This is a genomic window from Roseomonas populi (genome assembly GCF_024594815.1).
Classification (GTDB): domain Bacteria; phylum Pseudomonadota; class Alphaproteobacteria; order Acetobacterales; family Acetobacteraceae; genus Roseomonas; species Roseomonas populi.
In genome coordinates this window covers 60,659-87,291 of sequence record NZ_JANJOU010000026.1, presented here as the reverse complement: position 1 = coordinate 87,291, position 26,633 = coordinate 60,659, and the positions used below count along the sequence as shown (strand labels likewise).

Annotated in this window: 23 protein-coding genes; 8 read left to right on the top strand and 15 right to left on the bottom strand. The window is 69.6% G+C overall.

The window, feature by feature from the left end; genetic code table 11:
- The first annotated feature begins 18 nt into the window (after window positions 1–18).
- A complete protein-coding gene (locus NRP21_RS23000; protein WP_257718582.1) occupies window positions 19–1,146 on the top strand; it encodes a two pore domain potassium channel family protein in 1,128 nt (375 codons plus the stop codon).
- Window positions 1,147–1,432: 286 nt separating this feature from the next.
- Here NRP21_RS23000 and NRP21_RS22995 read toward each other — a convergent pair whose 3' ends face one another.
- The 3 genes from NRP21_RS22995 to NRP21_RS22985 are packed head-to-tail and all read right to left on the bottom strand — an operon-like array spanning window position 1,433 to window position 4,178.
- Window positions 1,433–1,534 carry a DUF2474 family protein gene (locus NRP21_RS22995; RefSeq protein WP_257718581.1) on the bottom strand — a complete coding sequence of 34 codons (102 nt, stop codon included), beginning with the start codon at window positions 1,532–1,534 and terminating at the stop codon, window positions 1,433–1,435.
- Complete coding sequence (gene cydB, locus NRP21_RS22990; protein WP_257718580.1) at window positions 1,534–2,583, bottom strand: cytochrome d ubiquinol oxidase subunit II; 1,050 nt, start codon at window positions 2,581–2,583, stop codon at window positions 1,534–1,536. Before cydB ends, NRP21_RS22995 begins: the two co-directional genes overlap by 1 nt.
- 5 nt (window positions 2,584–2,588) lie before the next feature.
- Entirely contained in the window at window positions 2,589–4,178 is a 1,590-nt protein-coding gene (locus tag NRP21_RS22985) for a cytochrome ubiquinol oxidase subunit I (protein WP_257718579.1), read from the bottom strand.
- 550 nt (window positions 4,179–4,728) lie between these two features.
- Here NRP21_RS22985 and NRP21_RS22980 point away from each other — a divergent pair.
- On the top strand, window positions 4,729–7,965 hold the full coding sequence (locus NRP21_RS22980) for a PAS domain S-box protein (protein ID WP_257718578.1): 3,237 nt from the start codon (window positions 4,729–4,731) through the stop codon (window positions 7,963–7,965).
- Between the two features lie 693 nt (window positions 7,966–8,658).
- On the opposite strand, the gene NRP21_RS22975 is transcribed toward NRP21_RS22980, so the two are convergent.
- Window positions 8,659–9,348, bottom strand: coding sequence for a DUF1028 domain-containing protein (locus NRP21_RS22975; RefSeq protein ID WP_257718577.1), 690 nt, complete (start codon window positions 9,346–9,348; stop codon window positions 8,659–8,661).
- 85 nt (window positions 9,349–9,433) lie between these two features.
- Here NRP21_RS22975 and NRP21_RS22970 point away from each other — a divergent pair, with 85 nt between their 5' ends.
- The 3 genes from NRP21_RS22970 to NRP21_RS22960 are packed head-to-tail and all read left to right on the top strand — an operon-like array spanning window position 9,434 to window position 11,930.
- A complete protein-coding gene (locus tag NRP21_RS22970; RefSeq protein ID WP_257718576.1) occupies window positions 9,434–10,288 on the top strand; it encodes an ABC transporter substrate-binding protein in 855 nt (284 codons plus the stop codon).
- Entirely contained in the window at window positions 10,285–11,163 is an 879-nt protein-coding gene (locus NRP21_RS22965) for an amino acid ABC transporter permease (RefSeq protein ID WP_257718575.1), read from the top strand. The genes NRP21_RS22970 and NRP21_RS22965 overlap by 4 nt, the downstream gene beginning before the upstream one ends.
- Window positions 11,160–11,930, top strand: a complete 771-nt coding sequence (locus NRP21_RS22960) for an amino acid ABC transporter ATP-binding protein (RefSeq protein WP_257718574.1) — start codon at window positions 11,160–11,162, stop codon at window positions 11,928–11,930. The genes NRP21_RS22965 and NRP21_RS22960 overlap by 4 nt, the downstream gene beginning before the upstream one ends.
- Before the next feature lie 3 nt (window positions 11,931–11,933).
- Here NRP21_RS22960 and NRP21_RS22955 read toward each other — a convergent pair whose 3' ends face one another.
- Window positions 11,934–12,893, bottom strand: a complete 960-nt coding sequence (locus NRP21_RS22955) for an isopenicillin N synthase family dioxygenase (protein WP_257718573.1) — start codon at window positions 12,891–12,893, stop codon at window positions 11,934–11,936.
- A 325-nt stretch (window positions 12,894–13,218) separates the two neighbouring features.
- On the opposite strand from NRP21_RS22955, the gene NRP21_RS22950 reads away from it, so the two are divergent.
- The gene (locus tag NRP21_RS22950; RefSeq protein ID WP_257718572.1) at window positions 13,219–14,127 is read left to right on the top strand and encodes a LysR substrate-binding domain-containing protein; all 909 of its coding nucleotides are present in this window, start codon (window positions 13,219–13,221) and stop codon (window positions 14,125–14,127) included.
- Here the strand turns inward: NRP21_RS22950 and NRP21_RS22945 are convergent.
- Genes NRP21_RS22945 through NRP21_RS22925 form a run of 5 tightly spaced genes read right to left on the bottom strand, consistent with a single transcriptional unit; the run spans window position 14,124 to window position 19,931 of the window.
- Window positions 14,124–15,773, bottom strand: coding sequence for an FAD-dependent monooxygenase (locus tag NRP21_RS22945; protein ID WP_257718571.1), 1,650 nt, complete (start codon window positions 15,771–15,773; stop codon window positions 14,124–14,126). The two genes, NRP21_RS22950 and NRP21_RS22945, sit on opposite strands and share 4 nt — an antisense overlap.
- A 26-nt stretch (window positions 15,774–15,799) precedes the next feature.
- On the bottom strand, window positions 15,800–16,768 hold the full coding sequence (locus NRP21_RS22940; RefSeq protein WP_257718570.1) for a Bug family tripartite tricarboxylate transporter substrate binding protein: 969 nt from the start codon (window positions 16,766–16,768) through the stop codon (window positions 15,800–15,802).
- Between the two features lie 14 nt (window positions 16,769–16,782).
- Complete coding sequence (locus tag NRP21_RS22935) at window positions 16,783–17,670, bottom strand: fumarylacetoacetate hydrolase family protein (RefSeq protein ID WP_257718569.1); 888 nt, start codon at window positions 17,668–17,670, stop codon at window positions 16,783–16,785.
- Window positions 17,667–18,683, bottom strand: a complete 1,017-nt coding sequence (locus tag NRP21_RS22930; RefSeq protein ID WP_257718568.1) for a cupin domain-containing protein — start codon at window positions 18,681–18,683, stop codon at window positions 17,667–17,669. Before NRP21_RS22930 ends, NRP21_RS22935 begins: the two co-directional genes overlap by 4 nt.
- Before the next feature lie 54 nt (window positions 18,684–18,737).
- Window positions 18,738–19,931 (bottom strand): 2-methylaconitate cis-trans isomerase PrpF family protein, encoded by a 1,194-nt coding sequence (locus tag NRP21_RS22925; RefSeq protein WP_257718567.1) that lies wholly within the window; start codon window positions 19,929–19,931, stop codon window positions 18,738–18,740.
- 190 nt (window positions 19,932–20,121) lie between these two features.
- Here NRP21_RS22925 and NRP21_RS22920 point away from each other — a divergent pair, with 190 nt between their 5' ends.
- Together NRP21_RS22920 and NRP21_RS22915 are read left to right on the top strand one after the other, a co-directional pair.
- On the top strand, window positions 20,122–21,165 hold the full coding sequence (locus NRP21_RS22920; RefSeq protein WP_257718566.1) for a cupin domain-containing protein: 1,044 nt from the start codon (window positions 20,122–20,124) through the stop codon (window positions 21,163–21,165).
- A gap of 2 nt (window positions 21,166–21,167) precedes the next feature.
- Complete coding sequence (locus NRP21_RS22915) at window positions 21,168–22,004, top strand: SMP-30/gluconolactonase/LRE family protein (protein ID WP_257718565.1); 837 nt, start codon at window positions 21,168–21,170, stop codon at window positions 22,002–22,004.
- 13 nt (window positions 22,005–22,017) lie between these two features.
- Here NRP21_RS22915 and NRP21_RS22910 read toward each other — a convergent pair whose 3' ends face one another.
- The 5 genes from NRP21_RS22910 to NRP21_RS22890 form a co-directional block, all read right to left on the bottom strand.
- Window positions 22,018–22,980: a Bug family tripartite tricarboxylate transporter substrate binding protein gene (locus NRP21_RS22910; RefSeq protein WP_257718564.1), complete on the bottom strand. Its 963-nt coding sequence runs from the start codon at window positions 22,978–22,980 to the stop codon at window positions 22,018–22,020.
- A 73-nt stretch (window positions 22,981–23,053) separates the two neighbouring features.
- Entirely contained in the window at window positions 23,054–23,347 is a 294-nt protein-coding gene (locus tag NRP21_RS22905; RefSeq protein ID WP_257718563.1) for a DUF1330 domain-containing protein, read from the bottom strand.
- A 13-nt stretch (window positions 23,348–23,360) separates the two neighbouring features.
- Window positions 23,361–24,536: an NAD(P)/FAD-dependent oxidoreductase gene (locus NRP21_RS22900; protein WP_257718562.1), complete on the bottom strand. Its 1,176-nt coding sequence runs from the start codon at window positions 24,534–24,536 to the stop codon at window positions 23,361–23,363.
- A gap of 12 nt (window positions 24,537–24,548) precedes the next feature.
- Window positions 24,549–25,319 carry an enoyl-CoA hydratase-related protein gene (locus NRP21_RS22895; RefSeq protein WP_257718561.1) on the bottom strand — a complete coding sequence of 257 codons (771 nt, stop codon included), beginning with the start codon at window positions 25,317–25,319 and terminating at the stop codon, window positions 24,549–24,551.
- Window positions 25,319–26,590, bottom strand: a complete 1,272-nt coding sequence (locus NRP21_RS22890; RefSeq protein WP_257718560.1) for a CaiB/BaiF CoA transferase family protein — start codon at window positions 26,588–26,590, stop codon at window positions 25,319–25,321. Before NRP21_RS22890 ends, NRP21_RS22895 begins: the two co-directional genes overlap by 1 nt.
- Window positions 26,591–26,633 lie beyond the last annotated feature (43 nt).

Here is a 26,633-nt window from a genome sequence, read left to right as displayed (position 1 = left end):
CGGGCGGGGGACGCCTGAATGCCGGATTGGTTCGAGCAGGCCCTTGGCACCGTCCTGGTCCTGGTCACGCTCTGCGACGTGTTCCTGACCGTGCTCTATGCGCGTGCCGGCGCCGGCATATTCGCGATCCGCCTGGCGCGCGCAACCTGGGCCGCGTTCCGTGCCGGAGCGGGGGCGTGCGGCCTCTGGGGCGACCGCGCCCTCACCTTCTGCGGCCCCGCGATCCTGGTGCTCCTGGTGGCTGTCTGGGCTTTGGCGCTCACCCTGGGGGCGGCGCTCGTCATGCACCCACTTCTCGGCACCGCGATCACGGCACAGGGCGGCAGCACGCCGGCCGACTTCGTGGCGGCCATGTACGCCGGTGGCAGCAGCATGGCCATCGTCGGTTCCAGCGACTTCGCACCGCAGACCAGCTGGAGCCGGATCCTCTATCTCACCAACTCGTTGATCGGCATGTCCGTGGTGTCGCTGACTTTGACCTACATCATGCAAGTCTATGCCGCGCTGCAACGGCGGAACGCGCTGGGTCTGAAGTTGCACCTCTTGACTGCCGAAACGGGCGACGCAGCCGAACTCGTGGCTCGCCTCGGGCCGTATGGCCAGTTCAGCGCGGGCTACTCCGACTTGGCGGACATTGGCTCCGGAATGGCCCAGACGAAGGAGGCCCATCACTTCTACCCCTTGCTGTTCTACTTCCGCTTCCAGCAACCCTTCTACTCCGTCTCCCGTTCGGCGCTCGTGGCCCTTGATGCCGTGACGCTGATACGGACCGCGCTGGATGACCAGCGCCACGGCTGGCTGAAGGATTCGGCGGCGGTTGAACAGCTCTGGCGGGCCTCCCTCATCCTGGTCTCGACTTTGGAGGAAGCTCTCCACCGCGGTGATGCGCGCGAGCAGCCGAGGTTGCCGGGCGAGACGCCGGACCGTTGGCGTCGACGTTATCGGTCCGCTCTGCAGCGTCTGCGCCGGGCAGGGATCGAGGTCACAGCGGATGAGAATGCGGGCGAAGAGGCTTACATCTCTTTACGCAGCTGCTGGGATCCGCTCATCGCTGGGCTCGCCCCGGCGATGGCGTACCACATGGACCAGATCGATCCGGCTGGCGGGTATCGGTGCGGCGAGCCGGAGCGACGGCAATGCGGCTGACGTTGCACGTGGGGTCTGCCCCACCGGAGCTCTGAGCAGCTGAGCAATCTCCGTTAGCGATCGCCTCGGGCTGCAAGCAGCGGCGAACGTCTCTGGTTCGCGGCCGCTTCCCGGGAGGGCCCGACCGGAGGCTAACCTGCCGGTTTCGGCCCAACCCTGCCCCTGGGGCTGCGTAGCAGCGCCAGGGAACAACGAGAGCGCCGGCCGTTGGTGGAGGGGCGTGTTGCCCCCATCTCCACCCACAACCGCGCACCGGGCGACGGGCCGGAAGAGATGTCACGCTTGGTTAAATGTGCCGCAGTACCGTGCGCAGCAGCATGGCGACGGCGCCGAGGGCGAGAATGCTCGCGGCCCAGAGGCCGACGAACCAGAGAATGCGGCGCGCCATCAGTGGTAGCCGGTCTCGGTCGTGACCTTGCCTCGGAAGAGCCAGTAGACGTAGCCGGTATAGGTCAGGATCACCGGGATCAGCACCGCCGCCCCCACGAGCACGAATTTCTGGGATGCCGGCGGTGCCGCGGCCTGCCAGATGGTGAAAGCCGGCGGCACGATCATCGGCCAGAGCGAGATCCCGAGCCCGACATAGGACAGCACAAAGAGCCCGAGCGCCAGCAGGAAGGGCCGCGCATCCGCGATCCCGCCCTGCCCCGTATCCTGCGCCAGGGCATGGAAGAAGCGCCAGACGAAGATCGCCACCAGCAGCGGCACCGGGGCGGCGTAGAAGATGTTGGGCACGGTGAGCCAGCGCTCCGCGAAGGCTGGCTGCAGGAAGGGCATGATAGCCGAGACGAGGATGATGGCCGCCACCGTCCCCAGGGCGAAGGGCCGGGCCAGGGCGGCGGCTCGCCGGTGCAGCGGTCCCTGGGTCTTCCACAGCAGCCAGCAGGCGCCGAGCATCCCGTAGCCGATCACCAGCGCGACACCCGTCAGGACGGAGAAGGGCGTCAGCCAATCCCACCATCCGCCTGCATAGGCGCGGCCCTGCACCTCGATCCCCTGCACGAAGGCGCCGAGGGCGATGCCCTGCATGAAGGCGGCCGTCATGGAGCCCCAGGAGAAGGCCCGATCCCACCAGCGCTGCCCCCTGTGCCCCTCCGCCCGGAAGCGCATCTCGAAGGCGACGCCACGGAACACCAGGGCGAGGAGCATGAGGATCAGCGGCATGTACAGGGCCGGCAACACCACGGCATAGGCGAGCGGGAAGACCGCCAGCAGCCCGCCCCCGCCCATGACGAGCCAGGTCTCGTTCCCGTCCCAGACGGGCGCCACGGAGTTCACCGCCACGTCGCGATCCGCCTTCTCCCGCATGAAGGGGAAGAGGATGCCGATGCCGAGATCGAACCCGTCCATGCAGACATAGAGGAGGACGGCCAGGGCGATCAGCGCGGCCCAGACCAGAGGCAGCCAGAGCGCCCAGCCCGAAAGATCCGTCGGCATCTCCTCTACTCCGCCGGCTGGGGGCCGGGGTTGCTCCCGGCCTGCACCGATGGTGCGGGGGTGATGCCGGCCGTTCGGATGGGCTGGTCCTTGGGTGGCGTGCCCTCATGCGGCTTTGGCGTTTGGCGGAAGAGCTTCAGCAGGTACCAGATGCCCGCCCCGAAGACGACGAAGTAGACGACGATGAAGGCGGCGAGCGAGGTGGCGACGGCTGGCGCGGCGACCGGGGACACGCTGTCGGCCGTGCGGAGATGGTCGTAGACCGTGAAGGGCTGCCGCCCCGCCTCCGTCACGATCCATCCCGCCGTCACTGCCACCAGCCCCGCGGGGCCCATCAGCGTGGCCCAGCGCAGCATCCAGGGCGTGTCGTAGAGCCGCCCGCGCCACCGCATCACCCCGCCCGCCAGGCCGAGCGCGATCATCAGCAGTCCCAGCCCCACCATCACGCGGAAGGCGAAGAAGACGAGGGGAAGGTTCGTCGGCCAGTGGTCGCGCGGGATGTCCTTCAGCCCGCGCACCTCGCCGTTCCAGGAATGCGTCAGGTAGAGGCTGGCGAGGCGGGGGATAGCGACCTGCATCCGCGTCCGCTCCTCCGCCGCGTCCGGGATGCCGAAGAGGATGGAGGGCGCGCCACGCTCAGTCTCGAAATGCCCCTCCATGGCAGCTACCTTGGCGGGCTGGTGCTGGAAGGTGTTGGTGCCGTGCAGGTCGCCCAGCACGGCCTGTACCGGGGCCACCACCAGCAGCATCCACATGGCCATGGAGAACATCAGCCGTGCCCGCGGGTTGGGCCCGGCTTCGCTCTCCTCCTCACCGCGCTCCGTGGGGGCGCTGCCGGGACGAGACTGCGCCGCGGCGGGCTGGCCTGTGCCGGGCTCCAGGATGCTTCGCCCCGGCCACCCAGGATCCGCCACGCTCTCCATTCCCGCGTCGTGCCTCTCCCGCCGGCCCTGCCTTTCCCGCAGCAGATGCCAGGCCCCGACTGCGCCGACGATCAGCGCCGTCGTCAGATAGGCGCCCGTGACGGTGTGGGCGAGGCGGAAGGGGAAGGAGGGGTTGAAGATAATGGCCCACCAGTCCGCGGGCACGAAGCGGCCATCCGACAGCAGCTCGAAGCCGGCCGGCGTGTGCAGCCAGGAATTCGCGGAGAGGATCCAGAAAGCGGAGAAGAAGGTTCCCGTGGCCACCAGCGCCGTGGCCAGCATGTGCAGGCCCTTGCCAACCCGCTCCATGCCGAAGAGCATCACGCCGAGGAAACCGGCCTCCAGGAAGAAGGCCGTCAGCACCTCATAGGCCATCAGGGGACCGATGACCGGCCCCGCCCGCTCCGACAGCACGGACCAGTTGGTGCCAAACTGATAGGACATGACCAGCCCGGAAACGACGCCCATGGCGAAGGCCACGGCGAAGATCTTCAGCCAGTAGCGATAGGTGTCGAGAAAGACGGCGCGCCCGGTCCAGAGCCAGAGTGCCTCCAGCACGGCAAGGTAGCTCGCCAGCCCGATGGTGAAGGCAGGGAAAAGGAAGTGCCAGACCACGACGAAGGCGAACTGGAAGCGCGCTAGGTCCAGAGCGCTCGGCAGGAAGGTCTCCATGCTGCGAGTTCCTCTCGGGCGGAGATCGGCTGTCCCGCTCCCATACACCGGAAGTCGAGGCACCGCGGTAGCGCATGTAAATATGGCTGCCGAACCTAGCCCTTCCGATGCTGCCCCTCTCTCATCCGAACCGGCGAGATCGCAGTCCGCGGGCCGGCTACTCACGCCACGCCGGCGAGAGATGCGCCGGACCTCTGCTCCGGGTATCGCGGATTCGAGGCCCGGTCCCGCTCGAGGTCGGAAGATGTCTCGAAGCCCGCTTGCCTCGGCCACGCTCTCGAAAGCGGCATGCTGCTATCGGCCAGCTTCGCCCGTCGGCTCGGCGCCCACCTCGCCCATTCGGGCGGCCCCACGTGCTCCCCAGAAGCAGACGAGAGATCGACCGAGCAGATATCCGCTCAGGTAGAAGGGAGACCTTGGTTTCCTGGAGAACCTGCCGTTTCCAACCGGCAGGGCCCTTGCGGCACAACCATCGGTTGTGCAACGTCATCCGCCATAGCTGAAGATCGTTCCGTAAGTAGCGTCAGCTGCTTCCTGGGGGCCGGGGCCGATGAATGAACGTCTTGTAAGTAGCAGCCCGAACCCGACCGTCTTTCAGGAACCTAGCCCGCAGCTCGCAATCCTTCCTACGGTATACGATGCCATACCAGTCGGCCTCTGCCTGATTAACAAGAACCTGTGTTTCGTCAGCATCAACCGGCGGCTGGCCGAAATGACGGGGCGGCCCGCCGAGGTGGATATCGGCCGAACACTGGGCGAGGTCGTGCCGAGTGTTGCCGTGCAACTCGAGCCACATCTACGGCGGGCACTGCAGGGCGAGTCAGTAGCCGATCTTGAACTGCAGGGCACGCAGATTGGTGGGGTCTGCGAGGGGCGGGTCTATCTCGTGTCCCTTGAGCCCGCACGCGACAAGAAGGGGGAAATCGTCGGAGCTTTATGTTCCGCTCTCGACATTACTGAGCGCAAGCGGGCCGAGGAGGCCTTGCGGGAACACCGAGAGCAACTGTCCAACCTTGTCGGGCAGGCTGCGATCGGCATCGCCCAAACCGACCTGGAAGGGCGATTTCTGCTCGTCAACGACCGCTTCTGCGAGATCGTCGGCCGGGATCGGAAGGCGCTCCTGGGCCGCCTGATGCAGGACATCACCCACACGGATGCGCGGCCACAGAACATTGCCCTCTTCAGGCGCCTGGTGGAGACGGGTGAGCCTTTCTCGATCGAGAAGCGCTACGTCAGACCTGACGGCTCGTCCGTGTGGGTGAGCAACTACGTGTCAGCAACGCGTGACACGTCCGGCCACCCGCAGGTGGCGGTTGCCATCGTTCAGGACGTCACGGACGCAAAGCGCGCCGAAACGGCGCTTCGCGAGAGCGAGGACCACTACCGGCACGTGGTCGAGCTCAGCCCGCACATCCCCTGGACCGCCGAACCGGATGGCGTAACCGTCGAGGCCAGTTCCAGATGGCTGGCGCTCACCGGCTCCACCGAGCCTGGCGGCGAGGGCTGGGCGAATTCAGTGCACCCGGACGACCTAGCGGGCGCCTCGGCAGCGTGGTCCCGCTCGCTGAAATCCGGCGAACCCTATGACTTCGAATACCGCCTGCGCTTGGCCGACGGGAATTACTGCTGGGTTCGCTCCCGCGCGGCTCCGCGTCGGGACGCACAGGGCCGGATCACCCGCTGGTACGGCACTGTCGAGGACGTGCACGAGCACAAGCTCGCCGAGGCGGCGCTGGCTGAAAGGGAGGCTGCTTTCCGGCTGCTGTTCCAGAGCAACCCCGCCCCGATGTGGGTCTATGACCGGGAGACGCTGCGCTTCCTAGAGGTGAACGACGCCGCCATCCAGGTCTATGGCTGGTCCCGAGAAGATTTCCTGGGCATGACAATCCTCGATATCCGCCCGGCCCAGGACCACGAGCTGGTGCGCCGCTCCGCCATGGAGCCCCGGTCCGCGCGAAAAGTGTCCGGGCCATGGCGGCATCTCGACGCGTCCGGGCGCGACCGCCTAGTCGATGCGATTTCCTACGTGATTGAGTTTGCCGAGCGACCTGCCGTGCTGGTCACCGCCTGGGACGTCACCGACCGGGTGCACGCCGAGGAGGCGCTGCGGGAGAGCGAGGAGAACTACCGATACACCATCGAACTAAGCCCGCAGATCCCCTGGGTGGCCGATGGTGACGGTCAGGTCATAGTAACGAGCCCGCGCTGGGAACAGATCACGGGCATGAGGCCTGAGGAGACGCTCGGGATGGGCTGGGCCACTGTCCTCCATCCCGACGACGTGCACCACTTCAAGAGCAGTTGGATGCAGAGCGTGTCATCCGGTCAGCCGCTCGACGTAGAGGGTCGGTTTCGCCTGGAGGACGGAAGCTACCGCTGGCTCCGCTCCCGCGCGGCCGCACGGCGTGACAAGGCTGGCCAAATAATCCGCTGGTACGGCACGGCCGAGGATGTCCACGAGCGCAAGTTGGCCGAGCAGCAGATCGCCTTCATGGCCTACCATGATCCACTGACGGATCTGGCCAACCGCCGATTGTTCTATCTGGAGCTGGACAAGGCACTCACACGCGTTCACCAAGGCGAGTGCCTGGCTCTCCACTGTATCGATCTGGACCATTTCAAAGGCGTCAACGACACGCTCGGCCATGCCGCGGGTGACACGTTGCTACAGCAGGCGGCTGATCGCCTCCGCGATTGCGTGCCTGAAAGCAGCTTGGTGGCCCGCATAGCCGGTGATGAGTTCGCGATCATCCAGACCTCGATACGGGGACCGGACGATGCGGCAGCCCTTGCGCGTCGGATGAATGCGGTTCTGGACGAGAACTATCGGATCGAAGATCAGTCAGCCGTGGGGGGAGCGAGCATCGGTATTGCCCTGGTCTCCACTGGTCAGGGCGCTAGTTCCGCGGAGGTCGTCAGGAATGCGGATATCGCCCTCTACCGCGCGAAGGCGGAGGGACGCGGCACCTTCCGCTTCTTCGAACGCGCGATGGACGAGGCGGTCCACCGGAAGCAGAGGTTGAGAGTCGGCCTTCGCACGGCCCTTGATCGGGGCGAGCTGGATCTGCACTTCCAGCCCCTGGTGGAGATCCGGACGGGTGAGGTGACCTGCCTCGAAGCATTGCTACGCTGGCGGCATCCGGATTGGGGCATGATCTCGCCGGCAGAGTTCATCCCTGTGGCCGAGGAAGCCGGCCAGATCATGCGGATGGGCGAATGGGCCCTTCGTACCGCTTGCTGGGAGGCGTCTCGCTGGCCCGACGCCGTCCGCGTGGCTGTGAACCTCTCCCCGGTCCAGTTCCGGAACCCCGGCCTGGTGCAGGTGGTGGCTGGTGCCCTCGCGGATTCGGGACTGGCGACGGGACGGCTCGAGCTGGAGATCACGGAGTCCATCCTGCTGCAGGAGGATCAGTCCAACCTCACCATCCTGCGCGAGCTGAGCCGACTGGGAGTGCGGATTGCCCTCGACGACTTCGGGACGGGCTTCTCCTCGCTCGCCTATCTGCTCCGCTTCCCCTTCGACAAGATCAAGATCGATCGTTCCTTTGTCACGGGCCTGCCTGCAAGGAAGGAGGCGAAGGCCGTCATCCGCGCCGTGGTCAGCATGAGCCGAAGCCTCGGCCTCTCTGTCACTGCCGAGGGTGTCGAGACTGCCGAACAGCTGGACGCCCTGCGTCAGCTAGGTTGCCAGGATGCCCAGGGCTACCTTTTCAGCCGTCCCGTTCCAGCAGCCGAGGTGGGAGCGCTCATCGACAAGCTGCGCCGGTCGGACGGCTTGGTTGCCTGAGCCCCATCAAAGCGGTCAAGTTGAGACCTTCTGCCGCAGCTTGGAGCCATGTGCGATGTAGTCCGGTGCAGTTATAGCCTTTCCAGTCGGATAACCGCCGCCCATGAGAACCCGAACATCTTCCGATGATCTCGGTCGCGAGCTACCGAATGACATGCCCCCCGCAATGTCAGCTTCGGCTCCATAATCGCCACGGAGCCGCCATTCCGCTAACGGCCAGCCTCTGCCATTCTGCTGAGTGACTAGCGAACCGCCGAACCTACTCCGATGCCGGGCAATGCCGGTCCTCAACCCGAATGGTGCCGAGGAGTAGCGCCCGAGGTGTTCTACTTTGGAAAGGACAAGGCCCGGCAAGCTCGTCTTGTTTTCCACGCGCACGCCTAAGGCACGGTCCTCGCCGGTGATGCCCAACCTGCATCCGAGTTCATCACCGCTTGGCGGCTCTGGCCGCCGCCGTTCATGGGTGGAGGGGGTAGGTAAGGTCGATTTCCTGGGTGGAGGCTTGATGGACCGGCGCGCCCGGCGGCGCGCTGCTTATCACAGGCCGCCGCCTCATGGCTGCGCCGGGGAAAATAGGAGGTTCAAGCAAACGGACAGCCGTTATGCGCCGTCAGCGGTCATCGATGTTCTCCCTGCGTGATCCTGAAAGCGGACATCAGCTGCCCCGCCAAATGAAATCGGTGCGTCCTGAGCCTAGTGGATGTGCGCCTCGATCTCCGCCGCAGGAGGTGCATTATCGGGATCGAGCGTGCGCCGTAGGTAGCCCTCCTCCAGTGGCCGGTACATGGCGCAGAGGTAGCGCAGCTTCGCCAGCGGCGCGTCGTCCAGTTCCACGCGAAGGTCGAGCACGGGAAAGGGCACGCCCGGCCGCGCCACGCGGACGCCGGCGGAGCGCAGCGGCCAGGGCTCGCCCCCGGCCGCCTCCCCGGCCTCCAGCGCCGCCAGCAGTCGGTCCACCAGGGGCAAGGAGGGGGACGATCCCTGGAAGCCCGCCAGGATCGCCGGGATCACCCCGTCATTCGACAGCCCGTTGCCGACGACGAGGACGCCCGGCGCGACGAGCCCGCCCTTGGAGGCGATGCATCGCTCCCCCGTCTCGTGCGCCGTGCCGCCGGCCGCGTCCAGCACGGCAAGCTGCCGCCAGACCCGTTCCTCCCCCGCCGCCGCCCGCATGGCGGCCAGTGCGGCGGCGGCATCGTCCCCCGCCATGAGGCGTTCCACCCCTATCGCGCCCAGCCGCGGGTCGGACCGCGCCTGCGCGAAGATCGCCCCGCACCCGGGCGCCATGAACATCGCGCGCGCCGTGGCCGCCATGCTGGATGTGGTCAGTGCCTGCCCGATCGAGCCCGTGCGAGGGCAGACGGCCGCGACGGAAAAGGTCATGCTCTCACTCCGGATACCGCGAGAATGTCAGGCATCCTTCTTGCTAACAACCTGCGGACGCCTTCTCACGGAACCGAGGAACACGATGCGCTTTCGACCCCTGCGCTCCCGGCTGGCCGGGCTGGCCCTCGCCCTGCCGCTGCTCGCCGCGGGGATGGCCGCTGCGCACGCCCAGGCCCTGCCGCAGCGCATCGCCGAGTCCAAGGTGGTCCGCGTCGGCGTCTCCGGCACCTACCCGCCGCTCGAGAGCAAGGACCCCGCGACGGGCCGCCTCGTCGGCTTCGACATCGACCTCGGCGAGGCGCTGGCCAAGCAACTCGGCTTGCGGCTGGACTGGCAGGAGAGCGGCTTTCCCCAGCTCATGCCAGGAATGCAGAGCGGGCGCATCGACATGGTGCTCAGCGGCATCAGCGACCTGCCGGCCCGCCGCGAGACCTTCGACTTCGTCAACTACCTGAAGTCCGGCGCGCAGTTCTACACCATGGTCTCCAACACCGCGATCCGCGCGCCGCAGGACCTCTGCGGCCGGCGCGTGGCCACGGTGCGCAGCACCTCCTACCCCGCCGCGATCGAGGAGTGGAGCAACGAGAACTGCGTGAAGGCCGGCCGCCCGGCCGTCACCGTGGTGGGCGTGGACCGCGCGCCGCTGATCCTGCTGGAGATGCAGCAGGGCCGCGTGGACGCCGGCGTGCAGGGCAGCGAGACGATCCCGACCCTGATGGACAACAACCCCAATACCTTCCGCCCGGTGATGGAGCCCTTCACCACCCTCCGCCAGGGGATCATGTTCCTGAAGGCCGACACGGCCCTGCGCAACGCCTTCGCCGGAGCGCTGCAGGCCCTGTTCAACGACGGCACCTACGCCGCGCTGATCGCCAAGTGGAAGCTGGAGGCCTCGGCCGCGCCGGGGGTGCTGGTGAACGGCGAACCGATCCGATGAGCGGCGTGCCTGCCGGCCCGGCAGGCGCCGCGCTACGGCCCGAGATCGACATCGCGCGGCTGCCGCATGTGCGCCCAGTCCATTGGGGCCGCATCGTCACGGCGGCCGCGCTCCTCCTCCTCCTGGCCCTGCTCGTGCGTGCCTTCGCGAGGGGCCAGATCGCCTGGCCCGTGGTGGCGCAGTACCTGACCTGGCGCACCATCCTGGAAGGGCTGCTCAACACCGTGCTGATGGCGGTGGCGGCCATGGCGGTGGGGGTGGTGCTGGGCGTGCTGGCCGCCGTTGCGCGCTCCTCGCCCAACCCCGTGCTCCGCTCCGCCGCGCAGTTCTACGCCTGGCTGTTCCGCGGCACGCCGGTGATCCTGCAGCTGCTGCTGTGGTTCAACCTCGCCCTGATCTTCCCCACCCTGGGCATTCCCGGCCTATGGGAAGCGCGCACGGTGGACGTGATGACGCCTTTCCTGGCCGCGCTTCTCGGCCTCGGCCTGAACCAGGGCGCCTATACCTCGGAGGTGGTGCGCGCCGGCATGCTCTCCGTCGATGCAGGGCAGTACGAGGCGGCGAAGTCCATCGGACTCACCTACGGCCAGTCCCTGTGGCGCATCGTCCTGCCCCAGGCCATGCGCGTCATCGTCCCGCCGCTCGGGAACGAGTTCATCGGCCTCATCAAGACCACCTCGCTCGCCAGCGTCATCCGCTACTCGGAGCTGCTGCACAGCGCGGAGGACATCTACTACGCCAACAACCGGGTGATGGAGCTGCTGCTGGTGGCCACCTTCTGGTACCTGGTGCTCGTCAGCGCCCTCTCCCTCGGCCAGATGCTGCTGGAGCGGCGCGTCTCCCGCGGCGTGGCGCGCCCGGCGGGGCGGCGTTGAGCGCGCCCCCGCTCCTCCGGGCCTGGAGGGTCGGCAAGTCCTTCGGCACCCACCGGGCGCTGGAGGACGTGACGCTGGAGGTGGCGCGGGGTGAGGTGGTCTGCCTCATCGGCCCTTCCGGCTCCGGCAAGACCACCTTCCTGCGCTGCGTGAACCAGCTGGAGCGCTACGATGCCGGCGGCCTCTGGATCGGCGGCGAGTTGCTGGGCTTCCGCGAGGCCGGAGGCCGCCTGCACCCGCTGCCGGAGCGGGAGATCGCCCGCCAGCGCCGCAGCACGGGCATGGTGTTCCAGCGCTTCAACCTGTTTCCGCACATGACGGCGCTGGAGAACGTCATCGAGGGCCCGATCCGCGCCCTGCGCCGCCCGCGAGCCGAGGCGGTGGCCGAAGCGCGGCGCCTGCTGGACCGCGTGGGCCTGTTCAATCGGCAGGACTACTACCCGGCGGCGCTCTCGGGCGGGCAGCAGCAGCGCGTGGCCATCGCGCGGGCGCTGGCGATGCGGCCGGAGCTGATGCTCTTTGACGAGCCGACATCGGCCCTGGACCCGGAACTGGTGGGCGAGGTGCTGGGCGCCATGCGCGACCTGGCGCGCAGCGGCAGCACTATGCTGGTGGTTACGCATGAACTGGGTTTCGCCCGGGAGGTGGGCAACCGCATCGTCTTCATGGATGCCGGCCGCGTGGTGGAGAGCGGCCCATCCCAGGCGCTCCTGACCAGCCCGCAGGAGGAGAGGACGCGGAACTTTCTCTCCGCCGTGCTGGGCTGAGGATCAGGCCACCGAGGGCCAGATCCGGCGATAGGTCCGCAGCATCTGGTCGCCGACATGGAAGCTGGGCGCGTCCGCGTCCCCTTCCGTCCCGATGGCCCGCACCGCCGTGTCGTAGTCCGGCGTCATGAAGAAGGGCAGGGAATAGCGCGGCGCCCCGCTGCCCCGGTTGCGGACGCGGTGGTTGGTGGAGGTCAGGCGTCCGCCGCTCCAGAACTGCAGCGTGTTCCCGATGTTGATGATGTAGGCGCCCCGCATCGGCGGCGCAGCGATCCACTCGCCGGCCTTGTTCTCCACCTCCAGCCCGCCCGTGTCGTCCTGGTAGAGCAGGGTGATCACGCCGGTGTCGCGGTGCGCGCGGGCCAGCAGCTCCACAGATGGGTCGTCCTGCTGCGGGTAGCGCAGCAGGCGCAGCTGGGCGATGCTGCGCGCGTAGTGGCGGGTGAAGAAGTCCGTCGGCAGCCCCATTCCCTCGGCGAACAGCTCCAGCAGCGTGATGCCTACGCCGTAGGTGTTCAGAAAGTAGCTGTAGACCACCTGGCGGAACCCCACCGGTTCGGCGGGCCAGAGGTTGGGACCGCGCAGCGGCATCCTGGCGCCCACGTCCGGGTGGTCCGGCGGCAGGTCTTGGGCGACGTGGAAGGCCTCCAGATAGTTGCCCTTGAAGGTCGGGTCGTTCCCCCGCTCCAGCAGCCCGAGATAGCCGCGGAAATGGGGCGACTTGCGTAGGTCCACCCGACGCTTCTCATCGTCCGGCAGGTCGAAGAAGGCGCGGCCCTGGTCGAACACGGCGTCGAGCTGCTGCGGGCTGTTGGCGTGGCCGGTGATATAGATGAACCCGACCTCCTCCGCCGCGCGGGTCATGCGGCGGGCCAGCGCGGGCCGCTGCGCCGGATCCTCCGCCGAGGCGATGTCGATTACCGGCACGGCGTCGAAGGCGGCCAGGCGGCTTGCATCGGTCATATCGTGGTGCTCCAGCCCATCAGGGGTAGGCGGCGCGCCCCCGAGGTGGTGCCTACCAGCTTAGCAAGTGCGGGAGGGGTGTCGAGGGGCCGGATCGTGGGAAGGTGGCCGAGCGCCTAGGATAGGCCGACGGCATTTGCGGCAGAGCGGACATCCGCAGATGTCAATTCCGGACCAAATCAACACCAGCGCCAGCCTGAGCGTTGCTTACCACCGTAATGCCTGGACGAGTTCGCGCGGCCACAACATAACTTATCCCGCGTTACCTGCCCTCGCCGGCAACCCAATCTGTCAGTCCGGCTTCGAAAACAGGAGGGACAGCGCCTTGGACTTCCGACAGCTCCGCTATTTCCTGGCCGTGGCGGAGGAGCTTAACTTTACGCGTGCCGCGCTTCGGGTCGGAATTGCCCAGCCACCCCTCAGCGCTCAGATCCGCGCCTTGGAGGAGGAGCTAGGCACATCCCTGTTCCTGCGCGACAAGCGCCGTGTCTCACTCACTCCAGCGGGCGAGGCCATGGTTCGTCACGCCCGGCACATCCTGCAGCAGGCGGCCCGCGCGGCGGACGAGGTCCGTGCTATCCGGGATGGCCGCCAGGGCGTGATCGGTATCGGCGCGGTCTACGCCACCATCTACGCGCTCATCCCCCGAGTGCTCCGCCGCCTGGCCCAGACCCATCCCGGAATCACGGTGCGGGTCGAGGAGATGACCGTCGCGCAGCAGGTGCACGCCCTCACGGCGGAGGAGATTGATGTCGGCGTGCTCCGGGGTTCCGTGACCGACCCCGAGTTGGAGATCCGGGTCATACAGGAGGAGCCCTTCGTTGTGGCGCTACCGGCGGACAATCCGCTTGTGAACGAGCAGGTGCTCGATCCCGAGATCCTGCTTCCGCAGCCCTTCATCGTGGTCACCCAGCGCCCCGGCTCCGACTATGCCGCGCGGATCGCTGACGTGTTCCTCCAAACGGGTCGCACGCCGCAGATCGTCCAGGAAGTGAAGGACATGCACACCCTTATCGGACTGGTAGCGGCCGGCATCGGCGTGGCTATCGTGCCGGCCTCCGTCACCGCCCTCCAGCCGCCGCACGTCGCCTTCCGGCCGCTCCGTGCAGTCAGCGCCCGGATGGTCACCAGCATCGCCTGGCGGCGAGGCGATGCCTCGCCGCTCCTGCCCGTGCTCGTCGCCGCGCTCAGCGAGGAGGCGCGGCTGGACGAGCACGGCCAGTCCCCGGCCTAGGCCGCGGCCTGTCGCATGGCCCCGGCCCCGCAGCCCCGCGCCACGGAGACGATCCGCGCCGCCTCCGAGGCGTCCGGCGCTCGGTCGGACCGCCAGGCCACATGCCCGTCGGGCCGCACCAGCACGAAGCGGCGGGCATATAGCTCCGCTGCCCCCCGGTGGTCGATGTGGTGGACATTCAGAGGCAGGCCCACCTCCTCCGCGGCCTCGGCCAGGGCCGGCGCGTCGCCCTCTCCGAAGACCAGCAGAACGAAGCCGCGCCCGAACAGGTCCAGCGTGGACCTGTCCTCGGCCAGCCAGACATGCGGGGCGCGCGACCCGGGCCGGGCGGTCTGGGTATAGGTGCTGACCTCATCCGGCGGGGGCGGCGTGCCATCGGGAACGATAATCGGTGAGCCCTCGTAGACGAAGCCGAGATGGATGCCAGGGGTGTACCACTCCCGCTTCATCATTTCCGTGTAGCGGTCGCCGAACTCCTTGCGGGCATGGTCGCCCTCAGGCCCCGGCTCGAATACAGCAGGGGAAGGCTTTGCGTCGCGCGGGGCGAGCATGCGCTTGAGATTACCCGTTGCCTCGTTGACGTTGCGAATGGCTACAGGCCGTCGTTCCACCTCGTAGGACTGCAGTAGCTCGGGACCACCCCAGCCCTTCAGCACGGCTTCCAGCTTCCAGCCGAGATCTACGGAGTCTTGGATGCCCATGTTCATCCCGAACCCCCCCGTGGGCGAGGTGAGGTGCGCCGCATCGCCGGCGATGAAGACGCGGCCCTTGCCGTACTCGTCGGCCACGAGCTGCCGGCGGACCCAGGGCATGATGGAGAGGATCTCGAAGTTGAATTCCCGCCCCACGGCCTTGACGATGGCAGCCCGCATCTCCGCCTCGTCCGGCTGGCGCCGCGTGTCGTCCCCGACGAGGGAGAAGCGCCACTGATCGCGGCCGTTGATGGCCACCATCGTGGCCCAGGTCCCCTCGGGCCCGATGAAGATGAAGCGGTAGCCCGGCTTCTTGTCGTGCAGTGCCTCCAGCTTCTCGCAGCGGAAGATGCAGTTCGTCGTGTAGGTGAGGACGGGCGAGCCCTGCATGGGGATGCCCAGCGCTTCCCGGACCGTGCTGGCCCCGCCGTCGCAGCCGACGAGGTATGCGGCCTCGACTGTGTCCTCGGCCCCGCTGCGAAGATCCTTGAGCCGGGCGGTCACGCGGGTGCCGTCATCCTCGAAGCCCAGCAGCTCGGTCTCGCGCCGGATCGCCACCGTGGGGAAGCTGCTCGCGAAGCGGGAGAGAACGGGATCGAAGAAGTTCTGCGGGCAGCGCTCGCCGCGGGAGTAGGTGCTCTGCGGCAACCTCGGTTCGTCCTTCAGGGGCGCGAAGACCTCCCGCCCGAACTCGTAGCCGTTGAGGGAGGAGACCCAGGCGCAGTCCTGCGGATAGGCGCGGTTGTAGCCTGCTTCGTGGACCCAGGGCACGATGCCCCAGCGACGGCAGAATTCCATCGTCCGGACGCCGACGAAGTCCATCTTCGGCTGGACGACGCGCCCGTCGCCCTTCTCGATCAGCGTGCAGCGGATGCCACGCCAGCCCAGCTCGCCCGCCAGGGCCAGCCCCACCGGGCCGCCCCCCACTACGAGCACCTGCTGCGTCCCGTCCATCACCGCTCCCTCCTGTCCTGGACTGCTCATTGCGGCTCGATCCGCGCCGCACGGATGATCTCGCCGACGGAGGCGGTCTCGTCCCGGATCTCGCGCGCCAGCGCGGGGCCGTCGCTCGCCACCAAGTCCAGGCCGCGGTTGGTCACCTGCGCCTGGGTGAAGGCCGGCGTGTTGAGGACCTCGCGCACGTCGTTCCCGATCCGCTGCACCACCTCGTCCGGCGTCCCGGCCGGGGCGAAGAGGCCGTACCAGATGGAGGCACGGATGTAGGGAAAGCCCTGCTCGCCCGTCGTCGGCACCTGCGGGAACTGGCCGATGCGCCGGCTGCCGGCGGTGCCCAGGGCCTTGATCTTCCCCGTGCGGATCAGCTCCCCGGCCACGCTCGCGCTGCCCGTGGCCAGCATCACCTCGCCGCGCGTTGTGGCGAGCATGAGGGGCGCGATGCCGTTGTAGGGCACGTGCAGGATGTCCAGCTTCTCATGCTGGTTCATCGCCTCGTAGACGAGCTGCGGCTGGGTTCCGCTGCCGAAGGAGCCGTAGGTCAGGCTGCCGGGCTTGCCTTTCGCCAGGCGGATCAGCCCGGCCACGTCGTCGGCCTCCACCGAGGGATGGGCCAGCAGCATGTGGTCGCTCTGCACCATCAGGCTGACCGGGGTGAAGCCCTTGTCCGGGTCGTAGGGCAGCGTGCGGAAGAGGAAGCGGTTGGTGGTGAAGGTCTGGTTCACCGTGCCCAGCAATGTGTAGCCATCGGGCGCGGAGCGCGCCGCGGCCTCGGCGCCGATGATGCCGGAGGCGCCGGCGCGGCTCTCCACCACCACGGGCTGTCCCCAGCGCGACGACAGCTCCGCCCCGACGGCGCGGACCAGGATGTCGATGCCCCCGCCCGGCGGGAAGGGGATGATGACCCGGACCGGACGCGCGGGCCAGGACTGTGCCCGCGCGGCCCGCGCCGCGAACGCCAGCACCGGTGCGGCGAGAAGCGCTCTTCTGCGCATGTCGTTTCCTTCCCCTAGAAGATGCGCGGCGCGGCCTCGGCCGCGGCGACCACGTTCAGCGTCATGCGGCCCACGCGCTCGATCTCGATCGTCACCTGGTCCCCGGGCACCACCGGCCCTACGCCCTGCGGCGTACCGGAGGCGATCACGTCGCCCGGGCGCAGCGTCATCACGGAGGAGATCAGCTCGATCAACTCGGCGACGCCGACCGTCATCTCGCTCGTGTTCGCCTCCTGCCGCAGCTCGCCGTTGACCCAGAGGCGGTTGAAGAGGGATTGCGGGTCGGGCACCTCGTCCGCAGTGACGATCCAGGGGCCGAGCGGGGTGAAGCTGTCGAAGGACTTGCGCGTGCAGCGCTCCTCCGCCGGCCGGCCGGGTTCGATGCGCATGCTCAGGTCGATCAGGCAGGCATAACCGAAGACGTAGTCCAGGGCCTGATCGCGCCGGACGTTCCGGCAGGTGCGGCCGATGATGACGCCCAGCTCCGTCTCGTGGTCGAAGCGCCGGCCGGAGTTCACCGGCAGCACGATGGGTTCGTCCGCGCCGGAGAGGGAGGAGGTGGCCTTCAGGAAGAAGCCCACGTCGCGGGCGGAGTTCCCCTTCGCGGTGACGCCGCGATCGCCCAGCTCGCCCACGTGCTTGGTGTAGTTGGCGGGTGCCGCGACGATGTTGCCGGTGAAGGGGATGGGCGAGCGCAGCGTCACCGAGCCCCGCGGGATGGCCGGGGCGCCCTGGCGCGCCTCCGAGAGGCGGGGCGCCGTTGCGGCCCAATCGGAGATGACGTGCTGCATGAACACGGGCGGCCAGGCGGCCCCATGGCTCGGGACGGCGTCCGTCACGTCGTAGAGGCTGTCCCCCTCCACGACCGCCAGCCGGTTGTCGTCAAAGACGGCGAGTTTCATGCGATCTCTCCTTGACCGGCCGTCTCACGAAGGAAGCCAAGCCGCGCCATGGCGGGCTCGTCGGTGACGCGCAGCAGGACGGCACCATCATCCGACCTGTGCGACTGGGGCCTCCAGGCCGGCACCACGAAGACATCGCCGCGGCGCCAGGGGATGCTCTCCCCGTCCACGCTGCTCTCGCCCTCCCCCTGGACCACGGCGAAGACATTGTTGGCGGTCGTGCGGTGGGGAGCGGTGGCGATGCCGGGCGAGAGGCGGATCATGGCCAGCCCGATCGTCTCCATGGCCGGATCGCCGAGGGCCACGGCCGTGCCCCAGGGGCCCTCCGGCGTCGGCGCGGCCGCATCCAGGCGCCTCTGCGTCTCGGCCCAGGGAAACCACATGGGCGAGGCCTCGGCGTTCGCGCGCACCGGCTCGTACACCTCCGGGTGGTGCTCCAGGAACATGGGCTCCAGCAGCTGCACCAACGGCGCGTCCAGCACGTCGATCCAGTAGGCAGGGGCGGTGCTGTCGTTGCCGTGGCCGTGCCAGCGCCAGTTCGGCGTCAGCAGCACGTCGCCGGGCAGCATGGGCAGGCGCTCACCATCCACCACCGTGTAGGTGCCGGGCTCCGCATCCACGATGAGGCGTAGCGCATTCGGCGTGTGGCGGTGCGAGCGCGCCTGCTCGCCCGGCAGGATCATCTGATAGGCGGCCACCAGGGTGCGCGCGGTGGCGTAGGTGTTGCCCTCGACCGGGTTGGCGAGGATGAGGTTGCGCCGCTCGGCCAGCTTCGTGTCCACCAAATGCCCGGCGGCGTCGAGCGCCGCCTTCGCGCGCGCATAGTCCCAGTGCGCCGGCCGGAAGGTCTCCTTCGGCGAGGGCCAGATCGACGGTGTCGGCTTGGCCCAGCCCGGCCCGACGGAAAGGGGCTCCAGCAGCCCGTAGAGTTCCGGCAGGCTCGCGGCGGCCGCCAGCCGCTCCGGCGACGGCGGCGCGGCCGCTGCACCGTCTCCACCCTGTTCGATGAGCATTGGATCCATCCTCCATGCGCCTCCTCGAGGCGTCGTTCTTCCAGCGAGTCTGTCTCAGGAGCGGAGGTAGACCCGCCCTTCCATCAGCCGGCGCGCGGTGCGGTACACCACGGCCTCTCGCGCCACCGGTCCCACCTCGCCCTGCTCCACCACTGCGGCGACCGCGAGGGTTCCGGAGGCGTGCTCGACGACGAAGTCGCCCTCCTCCACCGCACCCGGGCGCAGGGCCCGCTGCACCACGCTGCCGGGCAGGCGCGCGGCGATGGCCAGGCACATGGCGCCTGTCAGCGGCGTCGCCTTGTGCGGCTGGCCGGAGGAGATCATCCGCGTGGCGACGGCCGCGACCGTCCCGCGCGGGGCGGCAACGAGGGAGACGAGCGGCAGGTTCTTCAGGCTCTGCCGCGCCTCCTCCTCGCCCGCCAGGCCCATGGCCACGGCGGCCCGCACGCGGATCGCCTCGAAGAGCGGCCGGCCGGGCCAGGCGTCCAGCTCGCCCGGGGTCTCATCCCCGCGCAGCCCGATGGAGGCGGCACCGACGAAGACGACGGGATTGGCGGCATCCACCAGCGAGACCTCGACCCTGCCCAGGCCCTCGATATCCAGCCCCTCCACCGCGCGCCCGGTGGGCAGCAGCCGCCCGGTCGCCGCGCCGCCGGGATCACGGAAGGCCAGGCGGATCGGTGCGCCCGCCCCGACGCCCTGAAGCTCCATCCCGCCCGCCTCCTCAGGCAGGCCGTCCCGCATCGCGAAGCGGCTCTCGATGATCTTGCCGGTGTTGGTGTTGTGGATGCGGACCACCGCCTCACCGTCCGCGGGGGCGGGGACGAGCCCTTCCTCCACCGCAAAGGGGCCGACGGCGGAGGAGATGTTGCCGCAATTGCCGCGGTAGCCGACCAAGCGCTCGCCGATCGCCACCTGCGCGAAGGTGTAGTCCACGTCGGCATCCGCCCGGCTCGGCGGGCCGATCACCGCGATCTTGGAGAGCGAGGAGATGCCACCGCCCATGCCGTCCAGCTGGCGCCCGTTCGGGTCCGGCGTGCCGAGCGCGGCGCAGAAGATGCGGTCCCAATCTGCCGTGTCGTCGCCGGGGTTCCCCGTCGGCAGGTCGCGCCGGTGGAAGAACAGGGCGCGGCTGGTGCCACCGCGCATGAACACGGCCGGGTAGCTCTCACGCCCCGGTGCCCGCACGGCCCTCTGGGCCCCCGCCTCCCGGCCAGCCAGGTCACGCGGCGCCCCCTGTCTCGGCATGCCCGTCTCCTCCGTGCCGGCCCTTTTCGTGGCGGCTTCGGCAATACCTTGCACCCGGTGTTCCGGGAAAAGCACTACGTCTCGTTCGTATGGAAAGGGCGTGGATTTCGTATTGGACAGGGGCGGTCCGCGCGGCCCACCTCCTCGGTAAAGCCGGGCCGATCCTGCGCGGCGACAAGGGAGGACCCGCATGGCCGAGGCCGTCATGACGGATGCGAGGGCCCGCGCGGAGCTGGCCGCGGAGCTGGCGGCGCACAACATCGCCGTTGCCCAGCCGGGCGACCCGCCGCTCTTCACCCGCACACCCAGCAGCAGCATGGTTCCCTGGCACTGGCGGGCGGAGGAACTGGCCGCCCTGCTGGAGAAGATCGGCGCCAGCCTGAAGCTGGAGGCGGGCGGGCAGCGGCGCACGCTGCGGCTGGCCAATCCCGGCCTGCCCTACGGCACCACCCCGACCTTCTGGGCCTCCATCCAGTACATCCTGCCCGGCGAGGTCGCGACCGCCCACCGCCACGCGGCCACGGCCCTGCGCTTCATCATGAGGGGGCGCGGCTCGGACACGGTGGTGGATGGCGAACTCTACGAGATGAACGAGGGCGACCTCGTCCTCACCCCCAGCGGCACCTGGCACGACCACGAGAACAAGGGCGACCGGCCCATGGTCTGGCTGGACGTGCTGGACATCTCCCTCGTCCGCACGCTGCACGCGGTCTCCTTCGAGGGGTCGGAGGCGCCGCGCCAGCCCGTCTCCCGCGTGCAGGACCGGTCCTTCCGCCAGTTCGGCAGCGGCATCATGCGGCCGCCGGGCGCGGGCCATGCGGGCCGTGCCAGCCCGATCCTCGCCTATTCGTGGGACCGTGCGCTGGCGGCGCTGGAGGGGGCGGCGGGGCTGGATCCCGATCCCTTCGACGACGTCATCCTCGAGTACCAGAACCCGCTGACGGGCGGCCCCGCCCTGCCGACGCTCGGCACCGCGCTGCAGATGCTGCGCCCCGGGGCGCGCACGCGGGCGCATCGGCACACCGGCAGCGTCGTCTACCACGCCGTGCGCGGCGCGGGACGGATGCGGGTGGAAGGGCAGGTCTTCGAATGGGGTGCTGGCGACTTCATTGCCCTGCCGCCCTGGGCCCTGCATAGCCACGCGAATGACGGTGCCGAGCCCGCCATCCTCTTCCAGGTGAACGACATCCCCGTGCTGCAGGCCTTGGGGCTGCACCGCACGGAGGAGGGCTGAGCGTGGACCTGCAGCCCCGCCTCCTGGCGGAGGGCCTCGGCTTCATCGAGGGACCGGCGGTGCACCCGGATGGGCGCCTGGCAATCGCCTCCATCAGCGCGGGCCTTGTCCACGTTCTCGATGCCTCCGGCCGCCTGCTGGAAAGCCATGCGACGGGCGGCGGGCCGAACGGGCTGGCCTGGTCCGGGGATGCGCTCTACGTCGCGCAGAACGGCGGCATTTTCGGGGCCTCGGGGGCCGCGCGGCCCGGCGTGCAGCGGATCCGCGACGGTCGCGTGGAATACGCCTTCGACTATCCCTTCGAGGCGCCCAACGACCTCGCCTTCGGTCCCGATGGCCGCCTCTGGGTCACGGACCCCCTGACCGACCGGGCGCTGCACGAGCCGGTCGAGGGCCGCGTCGTCGCGTGCGACCCGGAGACCGGACGATGCGAGGTGATGATCGAGGGCCGCCACTTCCCAAACGGCCTGGCCTTCGACGCCACTGGCGCCCATCTCTACCTGGCCTGCACGCATGACCGCGCGATCGAGCGCCTCTCGCTCGGCCCAGCGGGCATCCCCTCCTCCAATGGCGTTCTCTGCACCACCGCAAAGGCAAGGCCGGATGGGCTCGCCATCGATGTGGAAGGGAACATCTGGGCCTGCACGCCGGGTTCCGGTGGGGTGGAGGTGTTCGATCCCTCCGGCGCGCCTCTCCGCCGCATCGAGCTGGGCGAGGGCACGATGACGACGAACCTCTGCTTCATGGGAGGCGTGCTGATCGTCACGGCGTCGGGGCGCGGGCAGGTCCTCGCGCTCAATGTCGGCGCGGAAGGGCTGGCGCTCCACCCCTTCCGCTAGGCCGCCTCGCCGCTCACTCGGGCTGGTAGTGCGCCTCCTGCAGGAGGGTGGCACTGCGCGCCAGATCCTCCTGGATGTACTGGACGAGGGCCGCCGGCGTGCTGGAGGCCGGCACGAGGCCCAGCGCGTAGAGGCGCTGCACCACGGCCGGCTGCTGGACGGCCTGCACCATGGCCGCGTTCAGCCTCGCTACGATCGGCACGGGCAGGTCCTTCGGACCCCACAGCCCGTACCACCCCACCATCTCCAGCCCCGGCATGCCGCTCTCGGCGGCGGTGGGCACGCCCGGCAGGAGGGGATGACGGCGGGAGCCCGTGATCGCCAGCGCCTTCAGACGGCCGTCCTGCACCAGCGGGAAGCCGCCGGGATCGATCATGAGTTGGATGTTGCCGGAGACAAGGTCGGTCAGCGCCGGCGCCGAGCCACGATAGGCCACCATGGCGAGGTCCACCCCGGCCTGCCGCAGGAACTGCAGCACCGCCAGGTGGCTCGCGGCACCCAGCCCGCCCAGGCCGAAGGTGAAGCGGGAGGGGTTCGCCCGCACGAGCGGCAGCGCCTCCGCGATGGTGCCCGCCGGCATGGCTGGGTTCACCAGCACCAGCATCGGCCCCTCTGCGAACCGCGCGACCGGGGTGAAATCCGCCTGGGGGTCGTAGGGCGCGGCGCGCAGCACGTGGCGCGCCAGGATATGCGAACTGGGCGAGGCGAGCAGCGTGTAGCCGTCCGGCGCCGCCTGCCGCACCACCTCCCCTCCGATCGTGCCGCTGGCGCCAGAGCGGTTCTCCACCACCACGGTCTGGCCGAGGATGCGCTGCAGTTCCTGCCCTGCCAGCCGCGCGGTGGCGTCCGCCGCGCCGCCAGGCGCATAGGGAGAGATCACGCGGATGGTCCGGTTGGGCCAGTCCTGGCCCGGAGGCTGCGCCTGGGCGGCCCAGGCACCGAGTACCCCGATGGCCGCGGCGATCCACTTGAACATGCTTCTTCCTCCCTGGACGTCCCCATTCGCCGGCAGGTCGTTGCCCACCGGTCGTGTTCCGCGCCGCCTCAGCTCACGGCGGCACGCCATCGACGAGGTAGAGCGTGCGGTGCATCGCCTCCCCGCTCGCGCGCAGCGCCTCGGCGTACTCCGCCGATCGGTACCAGCGCTCCGCCGCATCCAGCGAGGGAAAGGCGACGATGATGACGCGGCGGAAGCGGTGCTCGCCCTCCGTCAGCGCCTTCTCCTGCCCTCGCACGAGGAAGGTGCCGCCATGCGCAGCGATGGCGGCGCCGGCGAGAGCGCGGTAGCGGTCCAGCGCGGGGCCGGGGATGAACTCCACCTCGGCGACCATGTAGGCGGGCATAGCGGCGCGCCTCTCAGGCCGCCACGGTCGCGGAAGGGGCGAGCCGCGCGAGGTAGCGCATGGTCCGCGCCCCCGCATTGCAGCCGACCACGCCGACCAGGCGCCCCCCGTGCCGGTACTCGGCCAGAAAGGCGCCGCGCGCCTCGTCGCGGTGCGCGAAGAGGACCTCCTCGGCCCCCGCCGTGTCGCCCAGCACCTGGACCCGGCGCCCGTGCAGGTCGGACCAGAAGTAGGGCGCGAAGGCCTCCCAGGCGGTCGCCTCCGTGCCCGCGATACCGGCGGCGACGATCCGCGCCTGCTCCCGCGCCGCCGTCCAGTGCTCGTGCCTCTCGTGCCGGCCCGCGAGAGGGCTGAACCAGGCCGCCGCGTCACCGGCCGCAAAGATGCCGTCCAGCCCCGTCCGGCCAGAGGCGTCGCAGAGGATGCCGTTGAGAAGGGGCACGCCCGATCCCTCCAGCCACTCGACGTTCGGCAGGCAACCCAGCCCTGCCACGACGAGGTCCGCCTCCTCGGTTCCCCCGTCCGAGAGGTGCAGGTGCTGCGCCGCCCCGTGCCGGGAGATGCGATCCACCGTGACCCCGCAGCGGAGGGCCACGCCCGCCCCTTCGTGCAGCGCCGCCAGCTCCGTCGCCACCGCGGGGCCGAGGATACGCAGGAAGGGCAGCGGCGCGGCCTCAAAGATCGTCACCTCCAGGCCCAGCTTGCGCGCGCTGGACGCGACCTCCGCGCCCACGAAGCCGCCGCCGACGACGGCCAGCCGCATCCCCGGGCGAAGCTGGCGCCGCAGCGCGTGGGCGTCGGCTAGGTCGCGGATGGTCCAGACCGGGCCCTCGGCAAGCCCCGCGGGAAAGTGCCGGGCCCGCGCGCCGGAGGCGATGACGACCGCATCGCCCCGCAGCCGCGTCCCGTCGGCCAGGGTGATGGTCCGCGTGGCGGCGTCCAGCGACACGGCAGCCCGGCCCAGCACCAGCTCGACGCCGATCCCGGCGTAGTGCGCGGCCTCGTGGAAGGGCAGGCCTGCATCCGCCTCCTCGCCCAGCAGCACCGCCTTGGAGAGGGGCGGACGGTCGTAGGGCAGGTGGTCCTGGCCATCGACCAGCAGGACCTCGCCCGCATGGCCGAGGCGCCGCAGCTCATTGGCCACACCCACCCCGGCGACGGACGCCCCGACGATCACCACGCGCGTCATGCCGCTCTCCCCTTACGCGTCAGCCCAGACTGGCGCGCGCTTCTCCGCGAAGGCGCGCGCCGCCTCCGCCGCATCGGCGGTCGCCATCAGGGTGGCCTGCGTCCGCTCCGCCAGCGCGTCGTAGTCGGGCGGGGCCGCGGCCATTAGCCGCCGCGCCAGCGCGATTGTGCCCTCGATCGCGCGCGGGGCGCCCGCCATCACGGCGCGCGCCATCTCCCGCGCGGTGCCCAGCACGTCCGGCGCGACGCGGTTGACCATGCCCGCCGCCAGGGCCTCCTCGGCCATCAGGCGCCGCCCCGCCAGCGCCACCTCCCAGGCCAGGGCGGGCGGCAGGCGGCGGAAGGCCAGGGGCAGGCAGTCGCCGCCGGCAATCAGCCCGCGCATGGGCTCCGGCAGGGAGAAGCTCGCATGCGGCGCGGCCACCACCAGCTCGCAGGCAAGGGCGATTTCCAGCCCCCCGCCCACCGCGAAGCCGTTTACCGCGGCGATGAAGGGCTTGCGGCGGGGGCGGCGCACGAAGCCCGCGAAGCCGTGCGGCGCGATCACCGCGCGTCCCTCGCCGCGCGCCCGGGCCCGCAGGTCGGCCCCCGCGCTGAAGGCCACCTCGCCCGCACCGGTGATGATCGCGATGCGAATCGCCGGGTCCGCCTCCACCGCGTCCACGGCCGCCGCGAGGCGATGGGCCGCGGCCAGGTCGATCGCGTTCCGCACCTGCGGGCGGTTCAGGGTGATGACGGCGACCGGGCCCTCGCGGGACAGGTCGATGGTGTCCGCGCCATCCATCAGATCACGCCCTCCGCCTTCAGCCGCCGCATCTCCTCCGGCGGCAGGTCCAGCATCTCGCCGAGAACGACCTCCGTGTGCTCGCCCAGCAGGGGCGGGCAGGTCGTCGGCGGCGTCGGAGATTCGCTCATCCTCACCGGCCAGCCCGGCAGCACGATCTCCCCGCGCTTCGGGTGCTGCACGGCGGTCAGCATGCCGGTGGCGCGGAAGGAGGGCTCGTCGATGAGGTCGGAGGTGTCCATCACGGCACCGGCCGGGACTCCGGCGCCGTTCAGCAGCGCCATCGCCTCCCGCTTGTCGTGCCGGAGCATCCAGGGCGCGATGATCGCGTCCACCTCCTCCTGGCGGGCGAAGCGCTTCTGCGGCTCGTCGTAGCGGGGGTCGCCGATCAGCTCCTCCCGTCCGATCACCCGGAGCAGCGTGTTCCACTGGCGGTTGCCCGTAATGGAGTCGCGTGCCGTGTAGATGAAGCAGTGGTCGTTCGGCCCGCCGCCCGCGCAGGCAAAGATGCCGGACGGCGCGGAGGAGGAGCTGGGGGAGCCGTTGCCCACGCGCTCCGCGGCGCGGCCCGTGATCTGCTGCCGGGCGAAGCCCATGCGGCAGAAGTTCACCACCACCTCCTGCATCGCCACCTTCACGTGCTGCCCGCGCCCCGTGGCGTGGCGCTGGTGCAGCGCCGCCACGATGCCGACCGCCAGGTGCATCGCCGTGCCGGTGTCGGCGAAGGTCGGCCCCGGCTTCACGGGGCCGCCGCCCGGCTCCCCGCTGATGGAGACGGCGCCGCCCATGCTCTGCGCGATCGCGTCGAAGCAGCGGAAATCCCGGTACTCGCTCTCGTCACTGAAGCCGCGGACGGAGCCGTAGACGATACGCGGGTTGATGGCGCTCACCGCCTCGTAGCCGAAGCCGAGCCGCTCGATGGTGCCGGGGGCGAAGTTCTCCAGCAGCACGTCGCTCCGCTCGATCAGGCGCCGAAGCAGCTCCTTCCCCTCGGGCTTCCCGAGATCCAGCGTCACGCCGCGCTTGTTGGCGTTCAGCACCAGGAAGTAGAGCGAATCCGCGTCCGCCGAATCCGCGGAGGCGATGCGCGCGGGGTCGCCCCCCTTCGGCCGCTCAATCTTCATCACGTCCGCGCCCAGGAAGGCGAGGGTCTGCGCCGCGACCGACCCGGCCTCCCACTGCGTCAGGTCGAGCACCTTGATGCCGGCGAGCGCCAGCCCCCCCGCCGCGGCCGGCCGCTCCGCCGCCCGCTCCATCACCCCAGTTTCCACGCCGTCCTCCCTTGCCGCTCTCTCGGACCGCTCTTCGCGCGGC